Below are 17,756 nucleotides of genomic sequence, written 5' to 3' on the forward strand. Positions count from 1 at the left end.
GCGGGGGCGTACTCCGGATTTATCGTCACCGACTTGCGGAAAGCCGCCATCGCCTCCGGCACCATCTGCTTGTGCAGGTACGCGGCGCCAAGGTTATAGGCGGCCGCGAAATTCGTGGCATCCAGTTCGAGGGTACGTTGGAGCATAGTGATCGCGTTCTCCACGTCGCCCGCGTTGGCGTAGGCCAGCCCCAGATAGAAGGTCGCCAACGCGTAGTCCGGGCTCAACTGCAGGACGCGCTGGAACTCCTGCACCGCGCTCGGAAAGTCGTTCAAACGGAAGTAATCGATGCCGAGCAGATAGTGCACCGGGACGGAGTCCTTCTCGGTGTCGAGGGTCGATCGCAGTTTTTCTACCGACGCTGCATACCGCCCGTGCTGGCTGTCTTCGATTGCCTCCGAGATGCGCTCGTAGACGCGGATACGGTCCTTCGGATCGGGCAGCTTGTCGCTGGGGGCCGCCTGGCTCTTCCCGCCGGAGAAGCCCGCATAGCCGAGTGATTTCAGCCGCTCCATCAGTGCCGGATCGAGGCCGGTCTTCTCGGCCAGTTCGCGGTCAGGCAAATACTGGCGGATGGTCGACTGCAACCTGCCTTGCATCTCCTCCGCCACCGCCTTTTTCTCCGCGAACAGGTTATGAAGTTCATGCGGGTCGTTGGCCAGGTCGTAGACCTCCGGTTTGGGCGCCGCGATGAAGTGATATCCGCCGGCTTGCAGCCCGCGCAACTCGCTCCAGTCGAAGTGCAGACGCGGCAAGAGCGTTTCGGAATAGAGAACACTCTCCCGTTCGGGCTTCGTGCCACGAAGAAGCGGTAGCAGGCTTCTGCCTTGCACTCCGCTGGGAACGTCCACCGCCGCCACGTTCAGTATCGTGGGCAGCACGTCCACCAGCGAGACATCGTCCGCTACAACCCGCGCCTTGCCGGGCGATGCGCCCGCCGGCAGCTTCGCGGGTAGCTTAAAGATGAGCGGCACGTGCAGTGTGCTGTTGTAGATAAAGAAGCCATGCGTCTTCTCGTCATGCTCGCCCAAGCCTTCTCCGTGGTCGCCAAGCAGCACGATCATGGTGCGCTGGTACAGGTCCTTCCGCTTGAGCGCGCTCACCAGCCGCCCGACCTGCGCGTCGGCGAACGCGATCTCGCCGTCATAAGGGTTCGACTTGTACTGCTCGCGGAACGGGGAGGGTGGACGATACGGGTAATGTGGATCGTAGATGTGGACCCACAGAAGAAAACGCTGGGCGCCGTTCTTGTCCAGCCAGGCGAGCGCCTTATCGACCACCTCGTTGCCGGGGCGCTCCATCTCGTCGATGTTGGTTTCGAGCAGCCGGTTGAAATCGAAGTGGTCGTAGTAAAGATCGAAGCCCTGGTCGAGGCCGAAGCGCGAATCCAGCACCGCGGAACCCACCACCGCGCCCGTCCTATAGCCCGCTTGGCGCAGCACTTTGGCCAGCGTGGGTTGCTGCGCGCTCAGCTTGTTGCCGCTGAAGTCGTGCATCCCATTCGTGGTCGGATAAGTGCCGGTCAGCAGCGCGGAATGTGCCGGAAGAGTGATGGGGACGGGCGTGAACGCCCGCTCGAAGCGGACGCCCTCTTTGGCGAGCGCGTCGATGTTGGGCGTTCTGATGGCCTTGTACCCGTAGCAGCCGAGATGGTCGGCACGCAGGGTATCGATCGTGATCAGGACCACGTTCGGTGGCGGCCCCGCCGACCACGCTCCGGTGGTGAGGAACAGAAGCAGCACTACAAACCTGAGCAACGGCAGTCGTTGGCGTGGCGTCAGGGCGCGCGCAAGGGGATGACGGGGTCTCGTAGGCATCGCTGGACCGCGATTATATATGCCGCAAATACCCGCCTGCCGCGCGGTCCCGGGCGGACGCTGTGCTAGGCTGCCGAGCATGGGAGTCCGTCGCCTCGCCATCCTCTCCCTGATCTTGTGGACCGCGACCGCAGGGGCGCAGTCGAAACGCCTGCCCGACGTCTATCTTGTCACCATCGACACGCTGCGCGCCGACCACGTCGGTTGCTATGGCGACACTCGAGTGCAGACTCCAGCGCTGGATCGCCTGTGCAAGGATGGGCTGCGTTTCGCACAAGCGTTTACTCCCAGCCCCATCACCAACAGCTCGCACGCCAGCATCCTGACCGGACTCATGCCGAGCACACACGGCGTGACCGACTTTGCCGTCCCGCTGCGTTCCGGCAGGCCGACCCTGGCTGAGATGCTGCACGGCGCCGGCTATCACACCGCCGCCTTCATCGGGGCGGTGATCCTGGACAGCCGCACGCTAGCGCCCGGCTTCGACCGCGGTTTTGACTTCTATTTCAATTTCCCGGGAAGACCTGCCGGCAAGTCCCGCTATGGCCGCGTCGAGCGACGCGGCATGACCGTCGTCCAACGCGCCGAGCAGTGGATTGCTCAAGCTCGCGGACCACGCTTCGCGTGGGTGCATCTCTACGATCCGCACGATCCCTACGACCCGCCGCCGCCATATTTGGCGCGTTACCGTGACCGTCCTTATGACGGTGAGATCGCCTATGCCGATTCCGCCCTCGCGGAGTTCCTCCGCTTCCTCGACCGGCGCGGTCTCTACCGGGACGCGATCATCATCGTGGTCGGAGACCACGGTGAAGGCCTGGGCGAACACGGCGAAGATACGCACGGCATCTTCCTCTACGACTCCACCCTGCACGTGCCGCTCATCGTGAAGCTGTCGCGGCACGAGAGCAGCGGCGCCGTCATCGCTGCTCAAGTGCGCACCATCGACATAGTCCCTACGCTGGTCGACGTGCTGCAGCTTCCGGTCACAAGTCAATTCGAAGGCGCCACACTTCGGCCGTTCTGGTCGGCACACGGCGCGGTGGATCGCGTTGCTCTCGGCGAGACCGATTATCCGCTGCGCTTTGGTTGGGCGCCGCTGCGCTCCGTCCGTTCGGGCGCCTTCAAATACATCGAGGCGCCGCGTCCCGAGCTTTACGACCTGAACGCGGACCGCGGCGAATCGATAAATATCTACCAGCCTTGGGTGCCCGAGGTACAGCGACTGCGGAAAGTGCTGGCGGATGCGGATCTGCGCCCGGGCGCAGCGCAAGCGTCGGCCGTGCCGCCGGCGACCGTGGCCGAGTTGCGGGCACTCGGCTACCTGGGGAACGACCCCGGGGTGACCACAGCGAACCCGGGCTCGCTCCTGCCCGACCCGAAAGACAAGATCGCGGAGCAGAACCTGCTGCACCGCGCCATGCTGGCAGACGAAGATGGCAACCTCGCGGCGACACGCGCTGCGCTGCACAAGGTGCTGGAACTCGATCCGAGCTCGCCGACAGGATTGCTTCAGTACGGCGACCTGGAACTGCGGGCGGGGAATCACCGCGAAGCGGCCGGGTTACTGGCGCGTGCGCGCGAGGTTCGCCCCGACGATGCCGGCGCCGCCTGGTCTCTCGGCCGCGCTCTGTACCAGCTCGGGGAATACGGTCAGGCCCGGCAAGCGCTGGAGTCGAGCCTCAAGCTCCGTTCCGGCCAGTTCGAGGCGAGGATACTGCTGGCTTCCACCTGCACCCATCTCGGCGACCTCGCTGCCGCCGAGGATCAACTCGAGGCCGCCATCCTGCTGGAGCCACGGGATGCTGGCGCGCGCAAGCAGTTGGGCTCGGTGCGGTTCCTGAAGAAGGACTACGACGGGGCGCTGGCGGCCTTGGACGAAGCCGCGCGACTGGCGCCGCGCGATGCATCGATCTACGACGAGCTGGGCCGCGTATATCGCGCGCACGCGAAACCGGTCCTGGCGCAACAGGCAGAAGCGCGCGCGAGCAGGCTGCGCACCCAGGGTTCCGTGAACATGGGTTCCAAGGGCAAGCCTCCCCGGGACTGAGCGGAGCGCGCCGCGATCAGGGGACGAAAATCAGTGGACGATCGCGGCCTTCACCGCGTTCTTGTCGGGACTGCCCTCGAAGATCTCGGTGAGGAAGCGCCCTTTCATCTGCGCCGGCGCGTTGATGCCGTAGAGATGCAGCACCGTCGGCGCGATGTCATACACGCTGAACGGCATCCCGTAGAACTGCACGCCCTTCTTGATGCCGGGCCCCATCGCAAAGAACGCTCCCGGCACCTCGTCGCCATCCTCGTAGTCGTGCTTGGCGATCACCGGGGTGGTGCCGGCATGGTCCATGTGCGCATGCGGCGGCTCGGTATAGCGCAACGGCTTGATGCCATGATCGGAGATGATCAGCAGCGTCGTGTTCTCGTCCACGTGCTTCAGGATGGTACCGAGCACGCGGTCGAAGGCGCGATACTGGGCGGGGAACGCATCCACATCGACATTCGCGACCTTCGGGTTGTAGCCGGCATGGAACGGCTGGATGGGATAGAGCCAATGTCCCACGCGGTCCTCGCAGGACTGCACCATCATGGTGAAGTCGGTGGGATGCTTGCTCAACAGGTAATCGAACAGCTTCATCTGCTGGTCGCGGATCTTCTGCACTCCCGCCAGCCACTCGTGGACGACCTTGGCTTCGTTGCCGTTGATCTGCGCGCTCGACGGCATGCGCGAGCAGTCGATCAGAAAGTCGCCGACGTTCGCCTCCAGTTCCGCCACCATCTCCTTCGGATACACCGCGTCGCCGCCCTGAACCTCGGAGAGCTTGGGCGCGCACAACACGCCATCTTCGCAACCCTTGCCGCGCGTCAGCATCCCGCTGACCATGTACCCGTTCACCGGCATCACGGGGAACGTCGCCGGAACGTTGGCCATGCCGACAGTCACGCCCTGCTTGGACAAGATGGACCAGAACGGCTCGCGTTTCAGCATGTGCGTGTTGGCGGTGATCCCACCAACCAGGAAGCCGGTGATGCCATGCTCCTCCGGCGGCGCGCTGGTGGCGAAGGTGGTGTAGACCTTAGGGCAGTTGGGCGCCCCGACTGTTTTGAGCCGGCCGGAGACACCGTTGTCGATGACCTTCTTCAAGTTAGGCATCTCGCCGCGCACGAGCAGCGGACGGATGATGTCCAACTCAGCGCCGTTGACGCCGACGACGATCACGCGCGGACGGTGTGGTCCGGACTGACCGGCGGCGGGCCGATCGTCCGCCTGCACCGCCAGCGCTAGCAGCGCGAACGGAAGAATCCATGTGCCGGTTCGCTTCATGACGTGGACCTCCCGTGTGGACCGATTATATGAATCGCTGACGCCGTAGACCAGCGCGTTTCAGGCTCGACGAGTTTCGCAAGGTGTTCGCCCTGGTGCGGGCCACCAAGCTTGTTTCAGCTGAGGGACACGACTCCACCCGTGATTGCAAACGGAGGCCGCTGAGCGATGTCGCGGCAAAGGCATAACCGGGCCCGGCCGGTGTGGGCTAGATCTTCTTCAGCGTCGGCTGATGGACCCGCATGCGGCCGTCACCATCCCATTTGACGACCGCGTCATCTTCATTCGCTCGCTCAACTGTGCCGGTCTCTCCCGAGGGTATTCCGAAATCACCCAGACCCTCGACGCGATCGCCGGGGTTCAGTTCCTGGCCAGTGGCCGGAGGGTCAGCAAGTGGGGGTCTCCTGGCACGGTCTGAGTCAGCAGCCGCCCCGGGATGTGCCTTGGGCGCTTGCGCAGCTTTGCGCAGTCTCGGTAACGCAGTATTGATGATCTTGGCCATGTGCGACTTCTTTTCCTGGTGTCTGATCTTCGCAGTTGCTATTGCGTAGACGTAGCCTTCTGATCCTTGACCTGCAGATTATTCACGACCTGCTTGACGTAGGGCACGCCCATCGCCACCTTCTCGGCTGCGTCGCGCTTCGCCTGCGAGTTCACTTCTCCGCTCAGCGTGACCACCGCGTTCTTGACCGTGTATTTCACGGCGTCGTGCATCTTGTTCACGATCAGGGCAGCGTCTAGATTGTGCTCGATGCCCTTGTCCAACTCGGAGTTCACGGTCTTGGCTTCTTTCTCGACGCCCGGAGGGATCACGGCGATCTGGTCCGCGACGACCTGCGAGCCCGCCATCGACCGGGCAATGGATTCGGCCCTCGCCTTCTCGTCCTCACTGGCGACTTGTCCCCCAAGGGTCACGACGCCTTTGTCGCGATCCTGACTGACGGTCACATCCTTGAAACCTGCCTGATCGAGCGCTTTGCGGATACCGTCGGAAACTTCAGGTGATGCCGTCGTGCTGGAGCATCCAGAGAGGATCCCAACGGCAAGCAACGTGAGCATGGCCACAGACAATGCAAGCTTTTTCATGACTTCTCCTTCGATACGCCGAGTTGGAATCTCGCGGGCGAGAGGACATCCTCGCGGTGTGCTGCACGGGCTCGTTTCATGGGCTTCCTCCCAATAAGGATGGGCGGCGCTGGAAGGACTGTCTGCCTCTTTTTGACCACGGCGCGACGCCGTTGCCCTAAAAAGGCGCAGCTCGGTTCAGTCAGGCGGCCAGCAACAGCATACCGCGCATCTAACTGAGCAATACTGACCACCCTTTAGCCGGTGCATGGTCGAGTATTGGTAGGAGTGCCTGGATCCAACGACCGTCGCCAACGGCTTCGCAGCCGGTGTGCGCGCGCGAGAACATGAGCCCTGAAAAAGCATTAGTTGTTGAAGATGACCAGAGCGCCGTCCCCGGTGCCGCGCGAAATATGCCCAACGCGGCTGACAAACCCGTGGCGCCCCCCCACTCACGCAAGCTGAGTGTGATCGCATTGGTGCGTCCGCACTGGAAGGCCCTGACCCTCGCGCTGGTCGCGATCATCGGTGAATCGGTCACCGACATCCTCGAGCCGTGGCCCATCAAGATCGTCGTCGACAACATCCAGCAGTCGGGGAAGCTTCCCGGATGGCTGGGCGAGGTCATCAGAGACTGGTTCGGCGGGAACCAATATGCCGTCCTGAACTTTGCGGTGGCGGCGGTGGCGGTGATCGCGATCGTGGGCGCCGTGAGCTCCTTCTTCGAGAAGTACCTGACGACGAGTGTGAGCCAGTGGGTGGGCCACGACCTGCGTCGGACGCTGTATCACCATATCCAGAGGCTCTCGCTGGCCGAGCACGATGAGAAGCGGACCGGCGACCTGATCACGCGCATCACCAGCGACATCGAAGCCGTGCAGAATTTCATCAACCAGGCGCTGCTCGGCGTCCTGGTCAACGTGATGACGCTGCTCGGCATGATCGGCGTGATGTTCTACCTCAACTGGCGCTTCACCCTGATCGCGCTGTCGATCTCGCCGGTACTTTTTTTCGTGGTCTATTCCTACACGCGGCGCATCAAGCGCGCCTCGCGCGCAGTGCGGAAGAAGGAAGGCGAACTGCTCTCCATGGTGCAGGAGGTGCTGACCTCCATCCGCGTGGTCAAGGCGTTTGCCCGGGAAGATTACGAACAGAAGCGATTCGAATCGGAGAGTCTGGAGAACGTAGAGGCGGGACTGCAGGCGCGCGGGGTCAAGGCCAAGCTCGCACCGGTGGTGGAGGTGCTGGTGGCCATCGGCACGTGCCTGGTGTTGTGGTACGGAGCGAGGCTTGCGCTAGCGGACCAGATCACCACCGGCACGCTCATCGTCTTCCTGCTGTATCTGGGGAAGATGTACAAGCCGATGCGAGATCTCTCCAAGATGACCGACACCATTTCGAAGGCGACGGTGGGCTACGAGCGCATCCAGGAAGTGCTGGAGATCGAGAGCCGGGTGAAGGATGACCCGGGGGCACGCAACGCCCCGAAGTTCAAAGGTCAGATCGAATTCGCGAATGTGAGCTTTGACTACGGAGGCGAGGAAAAGACGCCCGTACTCAAGGACATCAGTTTCAAGATCGAAGCCGGACAGGTGGCGGCGATCGTCGGTCCCTCGGGGACGGGGAAGACCACGCTGGTGGGCTTGATCCCGCGCTTCTACGACCCAGTTTCCGGACATGTCGCGATCGATGGCATGAATATCCGGCGCTACCGGCTGAAGTCGGTGCGCGATCAGATCAGTTTCGTCCTGCAAGACACCCTGCTGTTCCGCGCCACGATCTGGGAGAACATCGCCTATGGTAGACCCGGCGCCTCACCCAAGGAGATCAAGCGCGCGGCTGCGCTGGCGAACGCAGAGGAATTCATCGAGGCGATGCCAGACGGCTACGACACCATGGTGGGCGAACGCGGCGTGACGCTCTCCGGTGGTCAACGGCAGCGGATCGCGATCGCCCGGGCGGTCATTCGCGATACTCCGATCCTGATCCTGGACGAGCCCACGGTGGGCCTGGATGCCGAATCCGAGCAATTGGTGATCGAAGCCCTGGACAAACTGATGAAGGGTAGAACGTCGGTCGTGATCGCACATCATCTCGATACCATCCGCCACGCGGATGTGATCTTCGTGATCAAGGATTGCGAACTGGTGGAGCAAGGGACGCACGAGGCCCTTCTGGCGAGCAAAGGTGTGTATGCAGAACTGCACAGAATCCAGGCTCCGAAGAAAGTAGGCTGATGGGGCGAGTGGTCCATGGCCGACAGCAATTCGCAATCGTCATTCGCGGCAGTCATTCACAACAGGAAGAGGCAATAGCTATGCAACTAAAGAGATTCAAGCTGCACCTCACAATGCTGCTGCTGCTAATGGCGCTTGCTGCGCCCTTGACCGCGCAGGAGAACAATAAGGACAAAGACGCAGCGAATCCCGCCAACCTGCCGGAGCTGATCTGGCGCGATCCGGGCGATGTTGCCTCGTTGAATCTGCTCTATGGCGCGGGGGGAGCAGGGCATGCGCCGAAGGCGGACACCAAGTACAAGTTCGTCAAAGAAGACATGGCAGGCAGCAATCCGAAGTTCGATGTGGTCGATGCCCAGGGCGTGCACTGGAAGGTGAAGCTGGGCGAAGAGGCCCCGGCGGAGGTCGCAGCCAGCCGCCTGTTGTGGGCCGCGGGCTATTTCGTCGATGAGGATTATTACCTGGCAGAACTCAAAGTGTCCGACGTGCCGGAGTTGCACCGCGGCAGTACGTCCGGGGGCAAGTTCAAGCGGGCGCGCCTGGAACGCAAGCTGACCGACGTGAAGAAGGACGGGAACTGGAAATGGTCGGCCAATCCGTTCCTCAGTCAGCAGGAGTTCGGCGGATTGCGAGCGATGATGGCGTTGTTGAACAACTGGGACCTGAAAGACAGCAACAACACGATCCAGGTAGTGAATCTGACGGAACGCAGGTACGCATTGACCGATCTGGGCGCGACCTTTGGGAAGACGGGCGGGGTGGTGTCGCGCTCCAAAAGTAACCCCAAGGACTATGCGAAATCTCGATTCATCGAGAAAGCCGGCCCCGACTTCGTAGATTTCGCCCTCAGAGCTCGCGGCGACATGGAGAAGGTCACGACCCACGTTCCGCGCGCCGACGCCAAATGGCTGGGGCAGAGACTCTCGCAGCTTACCGGGGAACAGATCCGCGATTGCTTCCGCGCGGCCGGCTATAAGGACGAAGAAGTTACGATGTACGCACAGACCGTGCAGAAGAGGATCGCGGAACTGGCGGCGCTATGATGAATATGGAGATGCGATAGTGAAACTGATCATCGAGCCTGGCGACGGAGTGGCGCCGTTGCTGGCAGGTATCAAGAGCGCGAAGAAAAGTATCCGCATCGCCATCTTCCGCTTCGACCGGAAAGATGTGGAGTCGGCGCTGAAGGCGGCCGCAGATCGGGGTGTGAAGGTCACGGCCCTCATCGCATTCGCTAACCGCGGCGGCGAAAAGGTGTTGCGCATGCTGGAATTGCGCTGCCTCGCCGCCGGAATGACGGTTGCGCGCACCGACAAGGACCTTATCCGCTATCACGGCAAGTACATGCTGGTCGACCAGAAGGTGCTGTACATGCTGTCCTTCAATTTCACGCGCCTGGATATCGACCACAGCCGTGGCTTTGGCGTGGTGACCACCCGCGCCAACTGGGTACGCGAAGCGGGAAGACTTTTCGGCGCCGACTGCACGCGAACAAGGTACACGCCCAAGACGGATACGTTTGTGGTGAGTCCGGCGAACTCGCGGCAGGCGCTGGGCACTTTCCTGAAACGAGCGAAGAAGCAATTGCTGATCTACGACCCCAAGATCTCGGATAAAGAAATGCTTCACCTCCTGCAGGAACGGGCGAAAGCGGGCGTTGAGATCAAAGTGATCGGGTCGGTGGCTGGGCACCCGCCGTTCGACGTGCAAAAGCTGGCCGGAACACGGCTGCACACGCGCACCATCATCCGCGACCGGCGGCAGGCGTTCGTGGGCAGCCAAAGCCTGCGTACGGCGGAGCTGGACGCGAGACGCGAAGTCGGTCTCATCATCCAGGATGCGAAGGCCGTGAAACAACTGCTCGCGACATTTGAGGGCGACTGGGGCTCCAAAGGTGAAAAGGAAGCGCCCGCTCCGGCCAAGGAGCAGGATGATTGCAATGCCAAGGAGGCGCGATTGACGGACAGGCAAGCGGATAAGGCGATCGAGGTGTTCGAGAAAGGACTGGATCCACTCGCCGTCAGCGTGAAGAAGGCGGTGCGAATGGCGGTCGATAAGGCTGGTGACGACGTGCTCCACGACACTGGCGTCAAGGACACGATGAAGAAGGTTGTGAAAAAGGCGGTCAAGAAGGCGGTGAAGGAAGCCGTGAAGGAAGCGTCTGAGGCTGCTCAAGGCGCGCAGGACATCAAAGACGCCAAGGAAGCGAAAGCAGCCAAGGAAGCCTAGAGCGCCCTTGGGATCGTACTTGGGAATCGGAAGACGAGCGGTGAACGTACCGCCGAGGAGGGCCGATGAAAGCGAAGAGAGCGAAGAATCTATCCCCGCGCCTGTGGTTTGCCGTGGTGGCGCTGTTCGTTGCCGTCGCCGGCGCAGCGGCGGTGCAGGGCACTGCCGCAAGCAAGGAACAGGCCGAGGACGCGGCCAGCTTCAAGGAATTCACCGCGCGCGTGAACGAGTATCTCAAGCTGCACAAGGCGGTCGAGAAGCAGCTGCCGGCGATGAAGGACAAGGAAGCACTGCCGGAGATGATCACCGCCCACCAGCAGGCTTTGGCAAGAAAGCTCGCCGAGAAGCGGCCCAACGCCAAGCCTGGCGACATTTTCACGCACCGCAGCCGCGAAGCGTTTCGGCATGTGATCCGCGGCGTGTTTCGGAATCCGAAAACCGGCACCGTTACCACCACGGTAAGCTCCATCAACCGGCAGAGACGCACCGCGAAGGCGGTCCCCCTGAAGGTGAACGGCAACTACCCCGATGCCGAGGCCGAAACAACCTTCCCGCCCGCTCTGTTGCAGAAGCTTCCACTGCTCCCGGAGGAACTGGCGTACCGGATCGTGGGCCGCGATCTGGTCCTGGTCGACTTGAAGGCGAATATGGTGGTCGACCTGCTTCACGAAGTCATTCCGTAAATCCTGGAACGTTGGGATAACTCATGCGCCGTCGCATTTTTCTTCTCCTCAGCATCCTCCCCCTGCTCCTGGCGAGCCTGGGGGCAGACGACTTCAAGCTGCCTCTCAAGTCCGATTCGGTCCGCTTTGCCGCGATCGGAGACATGGGCACGGGCGACCCTCCGCAGTACGAAGTGGCGCAACGAATGGTGAAGGCGCGCGAGACCTTCCCTTTCGATTACGTGATCATGCTGGGCGACAACATCTATGGCGGCAACAAACCGGCCGATATTGAGCGCAAGTTTACGTTGCCCTATAAACCGCTGATGGATGCCGGCGTGAAGTTCTATGCGTCGCTGGGGAACCACGACAACAGCAACGAACGTTTCTACAAACCCTTCAATATGAACGGCGACAGCTACTACACCTACAAGAAGGGCAACGTTCGCTTCTTTGCTTTGGACAGCAATTACATGGACCCGAAACAGCTGGCGTGGCTGGAGACGCAGCTAAAAGATGCCGGCAAGAGCGACTGGAAAATCTGCTACTTCCATCATCCGCTCTATTCGTCGGCGAGATTCCATGGCCCGTCCAAGGACCTACGCCAGCTGCTGGAGCCGCTCTTCATCAAGTATGGCGTGGACGTGGTGTTCTCAGGACACGACCATGTGTATGAGCGGATCCACCCGCAACAGGGGGTCTACTACTTCCTCGAGGGCGCCTCGGGACAGTTGCGTAACGGAGACCTCTCACGCTCCGCCATCACGGACAAAGGATTCGATAGCGACCGCTCCTTCATGCTGATCGAGGTCGCGGGCGATGACCTGTATTTCCAGGCCATCTCGCGCACCGGCGCGACGGTCGACTCCGGCATGATCCGCCGAACCAAGCGGTGATGTGCACCTGACCCGTAGCGCGGTTACTGCTGGGCGGCGATCGGACGCGAGGCGTAGTAGCCGTCGCGGTACTGCACGGTAAGGTCGTTGCGCTTGGTTGCTACCTGGATGTGGCGATACTCAGCCGCGGCGCCCGCCGCGCGATCGGGCGTGTAGCCGAGGTTGTACTGGTTGCGGAGCTCATCCTGGATCTGGCGGTAGATCTGCGCGATGGGTTCACTGCGAGAGACCACGAACATGCGTCCGCCGGTCTCACGCGAAAGGCGTTCGAGAACTTTCTTGCCGTCAGCAGAAGAACCACCGCCGCGCGGGAAAGGCCAGCTGTTGCCACCGCGGCGTCCGCCCCAGGGTCCGCCGCCACCCCAGGGTCCACTCATGGAGACGCGTCCGCCACCTTCTTCGCCTTCGAAGTAGATGGTGTAGACCATGGTGTCGGCGCGCTGCGCGCTTTCAATGGCGCGCTCGAGTGAGAGTCTGCTGCCGTGGTCCACGCCGTCGGTGAGCACGATGAGGGCTTTACGGCCCGTCTGCGGGCGCATCACTTCGTCGGAGGCAAGAAAGACAGCGTCGTAGAGAAGCGTGCCGGCATTCGAGCCGCCGCCCCTTGATCCGCCACCACCATAAGGCCCGCCGCCGCCATATCCGCCACGCCGGCCGCCGCCATATCCGCCGCGGTTGCCACCTTGCTGCTGATAGTCCTGCCTCGGTCCTTGCAACAGGCGCAGCGCGGAGACGATCCTCTCGCGCGAGGTGGTCACGTCCTGCAGCAACTCCACCTCGCCGTCAAAGTGCAGCAGGAACGAGGAATCCTTTTCGTCGCGCAGCACGTCGTTGGCGAAGACCGAGCTGGCGCTGATCTCCTGATCGAGGACGGACAACTGGCTGCCGCTGGTATCGACCAGCAGGCCGAGCGATAGCGGCAGGTCGGTCTCGCGCGCGAAGTACTTGATGGTCTGCGGACGTCCATCTTCCTGGAGGGTGAAGTCGTCCTGGCTGAGCGAGTTGATGATGTTGCCGCGCTTGTCGCGCACGGTCGCGAGCACGTTCACCACCTTGACGTTCACGGAGATGGTGGAAATGGGCTCCTCCTGCGCGGTGAGCAGGGCACTCAGCGTTGCGATAAGCAGAGCCGAAGCGAAGAGAGACGACAGCAGTCCAGTCGGGCGCGATCGGTGGCTGACCTTCATGTTTTGCATTTCTTTTAGGGGGCTAACAAACCAAAACCCGGATGGGGGGAAGAAGTCGCGTCGAGGTGCTGTTGTGAGCGGGTACATGAGCTCGGACAGCGCGGGAGCCCTTCCCTCTTCCCCCCGGGGGACGTTCTGAATGCTTTCAATGAGTTAGCGGGAAAGGTCTCGGTTCGATCCCGGTCCGGTCTCGGCGAGATCCTGGCGAGGTCTCGGCGAGACCTGTCTTGAGGGGTCAATCGGGATACCCCACCCCCTCCCCGGTGGGCGGTCTTTCTGTTTTGTGGTGGTTGCGCGGGTCGCGCGGCTAAGTCTTTTAGAAGACCCGATTCAGGGGCAAAGTCTTGATGCGAGGGCATTTGTATTCTCAGTGATATATCTTGATGCGACAATATCTCATGTAAAAGAAGCTGTCAAGTAGCAAGTGAATAAATAGCGAAAATAGTTGTAGAGCTGAAGTGGTTTAGACTACGCGCACCTGATGCCTCGCTTAAATCTCAAAGCCACGCACGCGCCGGTCAAGAAGTACTACGAAACCCTCCACCAGCTGGGGCAGTTCAGTATCAGCCATGAGGGCGCGGTGGCGGACGCGTTCGCCGACCTGCTGAAGTTCTGTGGCAAGCAATTCAAGTGGACATTCGTGCCGCAGTACTCGATCGAGCGGAAGGGCAAGAATCCGATCCGGGTGGACGCTGCGCTGTTGGATCTATCGAAGCTGCGGCGGGGCGTTTGGGAGGCAAAGGACGAGGCGGACGATCTCGACAAGGAGATCAAGAAGAAGCTGGACGCGGGCTATCCGACCAACAACATCATCTTCCAGGAGCCGAAGCGGGCCGTGCTGCTGCAGCGCGGCAAGGTGCGGCGCGAGTTCGACTTGGAAGAGCCACAGGAATTGGTTGACCTGCTCACGGCGTTCTTCGAGTTCGAAGAGCCGGAGATCAGCGAGTGGCAGGACGCGGTGGATGAGTTCTCGGAGCGCATTCCGGAGATCGCGGGAAGCCTAAAGAAGATCATCGACGATCAGAAACTTAAGAACCACTCGTTCATAGAGGCGTTTGCGGCATTTGTGGAGGTTTGCCGCGTCGCAATCAATCCGAACATCTCGGAAGAAGCGGTGGAGCGGATGCTGATCCAGCACCTGCTGACAGAGCGCATCTTCCGGCGCATCTTCAACAATCCCGACTTCAGCAAGCGCAACGTTATCGCAGCGGAGATAGAGAAGGTGATCGCGGCACTGACAAGCAAGTCTTTCAGCCGCGATGAATTTCTGGCGCAGCTCGACCACTTCTATAACGCCATCGAGAAGGCAGCGCAGCACACTGCCGACTGGCAAGAGCGGCAGCGCTTCCTGAACACAGTCTATGAGCGCTTCTTCCAAGGTTATTCGGCGAGGGAGGCGGACACGCTGGGCATCGTGTACACGCCACAGGAGATTGTGGAGTTCATGGTGCGGAGCGTAGAGGAGATCCTGGAAAAGGAGTTCGACCGCTCGCTGAGCGCCGAAAACGTACACGTCCTCGACCCCTTCGTCGGCACTGGCAGCTTCATGGTGCGGGTGATGAAAGAAATCAAGACGACCGCGCTCGAACAAAAGTACAAGAATGAACTGTGGTGCAACGAGATCATGCTGCTCCCGTACTACATCGCCAGCATGAACATCGAACATGAGTACTTCGAGAGAACTGGGAAGTACGAACCGTTCGAAGGCATCTGCCTGGTGGATACATTCGAGCTCGCAGAGAGCAGCCAGGGCGGACTAGGGTTCATGAACGCTGAGAATACGGCGCGCGTAGCGAGGCAAAAACACGCGCCAATCAAGGTGATTGTTGGCAATCCCCCATACAACGTCGGGCAGGCAAATGAAAACGACAACAATAAGAACAGGCCACACCCAACGCTGGACCGCCGCGTCTCTGAGAGCTACTCCCGATCTTCGAAGGCCACAAGTCTTGCCAAGCTGAACGACGCATACATCAGAGCGTTCCGATGGGCCAGCGACAGGCTAGGCAGCGAGGGTGTCGTCGCATTTGTCACCAATAGTAGCTACCTCGATAAGTTTGCCTTCGACGGTGTCCGGAAGCACTTGTGCGAGGAGTTTGATGACATCTACATTGTCGACCTCGGCGGCGATGTACGGAAGAATCCAAAGCTGTCCGGAACCACGCACAATGTATTCGGTATTCAGGTCGGAGTCTGTATCGGCATTTTCGTAAGACGAAGAGTGCGTTCGGAGCTTGGCCGAGTGCACTATTTTGCCACTGGCCTGGATTGGCGCCGCGAGCAAAAGCTAGAACAGCTTCGGCAGTTAGGATCGCTCCGTACTACGCCGCTTGCGGAACTGCATCCAGATCAACGTTTCTCGTGGTTAACAGAAGGACTGCTCAGCGACTTTGATGCGGGGGTACCGCTGGGGTCCAAAGACGCCTCACAAAGCGCGACGTTTAGGACCTATGGCCTCGGCCTCAGCACAAATCGAGACGCGTGGGCATACAACTTTAAGGCGTCCGTCGTCGGTGAAAACATTGAGAAGTCCGTTGAGTTCTACAACTCGGAGGTGCGGAGATGGGTTCGCCTTGGAAGACCGAAAGACGTCGACGAGTTCGTAAAATACAACGATGAAAGTATTAGCTGGAGCCGGGACCTAAAACGAGACCTACAGCGTGAGAGATACGCGGAGTTCTCACAATCGAAAATTCGCCGCTCGACCTATCGGCCATTTACTTCGAAATTCGTCTTTGCGGATCGAGTGTTCAATGAGGAGATTTACCAGCAGCTGACATTTTTCCCGGAAGATACCGTCGCTAACCAGGTCATCTGTGTTCCGAGCGCGGGGGCGCGAACGCCATTTTGGACATACGCGAGTTGCAGCATCCCAAATCTAGCCCTCGTTTCGGTTGACGCTGCGCAATGCTTTCCGTTCTATACCTTTGACCAGGAAGTTGTCGCGCGCGAGAACATCACGGACTGGGCGCTGAACGAATTCCGTTCGCGCTACCGCGACAAGACAATCACGAAGTGGGACATCTTCCACTATATCTACGCTGTGCTGCACCATCCGGCGTACCGCGAGCGTTACGCCGCAAATCTGAAGCGCGAAATTCCACGCGTCCCATACGCGCCGAAAGAATCGTTCGGGGCGCTGGTGAAGGCGGGCAAGCGGCTGATGGAGATCCACGCAAACTACGAGGACCAGCCGGAGTACAAGAAGCTGAAAGAGACGGAGAAGGCGGGCGCAAAACTCGACTGGCGCGTGGAGAGGATGAAGCTGAGTAAGGACAAGACCACGCTCATCTACAACGAATTCCTGACGCTGGGCGACATCCCGCCGGCGGTCTATGAATACCGGCTGGGGAACCGGTCGGCGCTGGAGTGGATCGTCGACCAATACCAGGTGTCCACGGACAAGCGCAGCGGAATCGTGAATGATCCGAATCGCGAAGATGATCCGAAGTACACCTACAAGCTCATCAAGAAGGTGGTCGCGGTGAGTGTGGAAACGGTGGAGATCGTGAAGGGGCTGCCGGATCTGGGCCTGCCAAAGGACAAAGCCGAAGCGGCTTCGACAGTGCAATAGTCAGCGCTCCGCTTCGCTGCGCGCGGGCCACGGGCGTGTGGAAGGGACCCTCTCTCCTCAAGGAATGCCAACGAAGCGAGGTCAGCCATGCATTTGGAATTCATCGTCAACCCAAAGGAATTTCGGCAGGCGTTGAGGCAGATCCTGTCCGGCCGCGGCGCTGCCGGAGCGCTGGATGTGGTGGACTTCGACGTTCGCGATGGCGAGTTGGAAATCGTCTGTACCGGTTCCGCGACCTCGGTGGAGGCCACGGTAGAGGCCACAGGTCTAGCGCGAGTGCCGTTGCCGATGGTACGGAAGCTCGAATCCGCACTCGGGAAGTTTCCGAAGGATGGCTTGCGGATGAGGATCAGCATGGGCGAGCTATCGATCGAGAGCTTCACTCTGCGTCACCCGGAGATCGAAGTGCGCGCACATGAGCGCCGAGTGGCTGACTTGCCGGTGAATGCGGCGGTGATCGATGTGCTTGCGGCAGCAGAGCGATTCAGCGCGGACGAACTGGAAAAGAGTGGCTTGGTCGGGCGGGTACTCGCAGCCCAAGCGGAGGCAGGAAGGATCATCGATTCTGTCGCAAGTAGCCTGGCAGCGTTCAGAGTATCCCGCGAGGTAGTGGAGCGCCTGGTGCGGGAAGCGGTGCGCGAACATGCGAAGCGGCAAGCGGCCGGAACGTAGCGCGCCCGCGCGGGCCACGGGCGTGTGGAAGGCGCTTCGCGCCGGTTTCTTTACGCGGGGTTGAAACCCCGCTCTTCCACCGATGAGGTCAAAGG

General features: G+C 60.8%; 13 protein-coding genes. 8 read left to right on the plus strand and 5 right to left on the minus strand.

The window, feature by feature from the left end; all coding sequences use genetic code 11:
• Positions 1-1,742, minus strand: a 1,742-nt coding sequence (locus M3P27_07640) for a sulfatase-like hydrolase/transferase (protein ID MDP9268186.1), incomplete at its 3' end; no start/stop codon positions are given.
• A gap of 154 nt (positions 1,743-1,896) precedes the next feature.
• On the opposite strand from M3P27_07640, the gene M3P27_07645 reads away from it, so the two are divergent.
• Positions 1,897-3,867, plus strand: coding sequence for a sulfatase-like hydrolase/transferase (locus M3P27_07645; protein ID MDP9268187.1), 1,971 nt, complete (start codon positions 1,897-1,899; stop codon positions 3,865-3,867).
• A gap of 30 nt (positions 3,868-3,897) precedes the next feature.
• Here M3P27_07645 and M3P27_07650 read toward each other — a convergent pair whose 3' ends face one another.
• From M3P27_07650 to M3P27_07660, 3 genes are all read right to left on the minus strand, one after another.
• On the minus strand, positions 3,898-5,139 hold the full coding sequence (locus M3P27_07650; protein ID MDP9268188.1) for an alkaline phosphatase family protein: 1,242 nt from the start codon (positions 5,137-5,139) through the stop codon (positions 3,898-3,900).
• Positions 5,140-5,347: 208 nt separating this feature from the next.
• Positions 5,348-5,641 carry a hypothetical protein gene (locus M3P27_07655; GenBank protein ID MDP9268189.1) on the minus strand — a complete coding sequence of 98 codons (294 nt, stop codon included), beginning with the start codon at positions 5,639-5,641 and terminating at the stop codon, positions 5,348-5,350.
• A 38-nt stretch (positions 5,642-5,679) separates the two neighbouring features.
• The gene (locus tag M3P27_07660; GenBank protein ID MDP9268190.1) at positions 5,680-6,225 is read right to left on the minus strand and encodes a BON domain-containing protein; all 546 of its coding nucleotides are present in this window, start codon (positions 6,223-6,225) and stop codon (positions 5,680-5,682) included.
• Positions 6,226-6,641: 416 nt separating this feature from the next.
• Between M3P27_07660 and M3P27_07665 the strand changes: the two genes are divergently transcribed.
• The 5 genes from M3P27_07665 to M3P27_07685 all read left to right on the plus strand — a co-directional run bounded on the left by M3P27_07665 (position 6,642) and on the right by M3P27_07685 (position 12,228).
• Positions 6,642-8,441, plus strand: coding sequence for an ABC transporter ATP-binding protein/permease (locus tag M3P27_07665; protein MDP9268191.1), 1,800 nt, complete (start codon positions 6,642-6,644; stop codon positions 8,439-8,441).
• A gap of 80 nt (positions 8,442-8,521) precedes the next feature.
• Positions 8,522-9,484 carry a hypothetical protein gene (locus M3P27_07670; protein ID MDP9268192.1) on the plus strand — a complete coding sequence of 321 codons (963 nt, stop codon included), beginning with the start codon at positions 8,522-8,524 and terminating at the stop codon, positions 9,482-9,484.
• 127 nt (positions 9,485-9,611) lie between these two features.
• The gene (locus M3P27_07675; GenBank protein ID MDP9268193.1) at positions 9,612-10,670 is read left to right on the plus strand and encodes a phospholipase D-like domain-containing protein; all 1,059 of its coding nucleotides are present in this window, start codon (positions 9,612-9,614) and stop codon (positions 10,668-10,670) included.
• Between the two features lie 113 nt (positions 10,671-10,783).
• The gene (locus M3P27_07680; protein MDP9268194.1) at positions 10,784-11,353 is read left to right on the plus strand and encodes a hypothetical protein; all 570 of its coding nucleotides are present in this window, start codon (positions 10,784-10,786) and stop codon (positions 11,351-11,353) included.
• Positions 11,354-11,376: 23 nt separating this feature from the next.
• Positions 11,377-12,228 carry a metallophosphoesterase gene (locus M3P27_07685; GenBank protein ID MDP9268195.1) on the plus strand — a complete coding sequence of 284 codons (852 nt, stop codon included), beginning with the start codon at positions 11,377-11,379 and terminating at the stop codon, positions 12,226-12,228.
• 23 nt (positions 12,229-12,251) lie between these two features.
• On the opposite strand, the gene M3P27_07690 is transcribed toward M3P27_07685, so the two are convergent.
• Positions 12,252-13,424 carry a VWA domain-containing protein gene (locus M3P27_07690; protein ID MDP9268196.1) on the minus strand — a complete coding sequence of 391 codons (1,173 nt, stop codon included), beginning with the start codon at positions 13,422-13,424 and terminating at the stop codon, positions 12,252-12,254.
• 472 nt (positions 13,425-13,896) lie between these two features.
• Here M3P27_07690 and M3P27_07695 point away from each other — a divergent pair, with 472 nt between their 5' ends.
• Entirely contained in the window at positions 13,897-16,989 is a 3,093-nt protein-coding gene (locus M3P27_07695) for an N-6 DNA methylase (protein MDP9268197.1), read from the plus strand.
• 132 nt (positions 16,990-17,121) lie between these two features.
• Entirely contained in the window at positions 17,122-17,661 is a 540-nt protein-coding gene (locus M3P27_07700; GenBank protein MDP9268198.1) for a hypothetical protein, read from the plus strand.
• Positions 17,662-17,756 lie beyond the last annotated feature (95 nt).

It is taken from the genome of Acidobacteriota bacterium, assembly GCA_030774055.1.
In the GTDB taxonomy this organism is placed as follows: domain Bacteria; phylum Acidobacteriota; class Terriglobia; order Terriglobales; family Acidobacteriaceae; genus JACPNR01.

Excerpts from the sequence above, each read along its gene's own strand:
- M3P27_07685 (MDP9268195.1), top strand. The coding sequence starts at position 11,377 with ATGCGCCGTCGCATTTTTCTTCTCCTCAGCATCCTCCCCCTGCTCCTG.
- M3P27_07695 (MDP9268197.1), top strand. The coding sequence starts at position 13,897 with ATGCCTCGCTTAAATCTCAAAGCCACGCACGCGCCGGTCAAGAAGTAC.
- M3P27_07660 (MDP9268190.1), bottom strand. The coding sequence starts at position 6,225 with ATGAAAAAGCTTGCATTGTCTGTGGCCATGCTCACGTTGCTTGCCGTT.
- M3P27_07690 (MDP9268196.1), bottom strand. The coding sequence starts at position 13,424 with ATGCAAAACATGAAGGTCAGCCACCGATCGCGCCCGACTGGACTGCTG.
- M3P27_07650 (MDP9268188.1), bottom strand. The coding sequence starts at position 5,139 with ATGAAGCGAACCGGCACATGGATTCTTCCGTTCGCGCTGCTAGCGCTG.
- M3P27_07655 (MDP9268189.1), bottom strand. The coding sequence starts at position 5,641 with ATGGCCAAGATCATCAATACTGCGTTACCGAGACTGCGCAAAGCTGCG.
- M3P27_07645 (MDP9268187.1), top strand. The coding sequence starts at position 1,897 with ATGGGAGTCCGTCGCCTCGCCATCCTCTCCCTGATCTTGTGGACCGCG.
- M3P27_07670 (MDP9268192.1), top strand. The coding sequence starts at position 8,522 with ATGCAACTAAAGAGATTCAAGCTGCACCTCACAATGCTGCTGCTGCTA.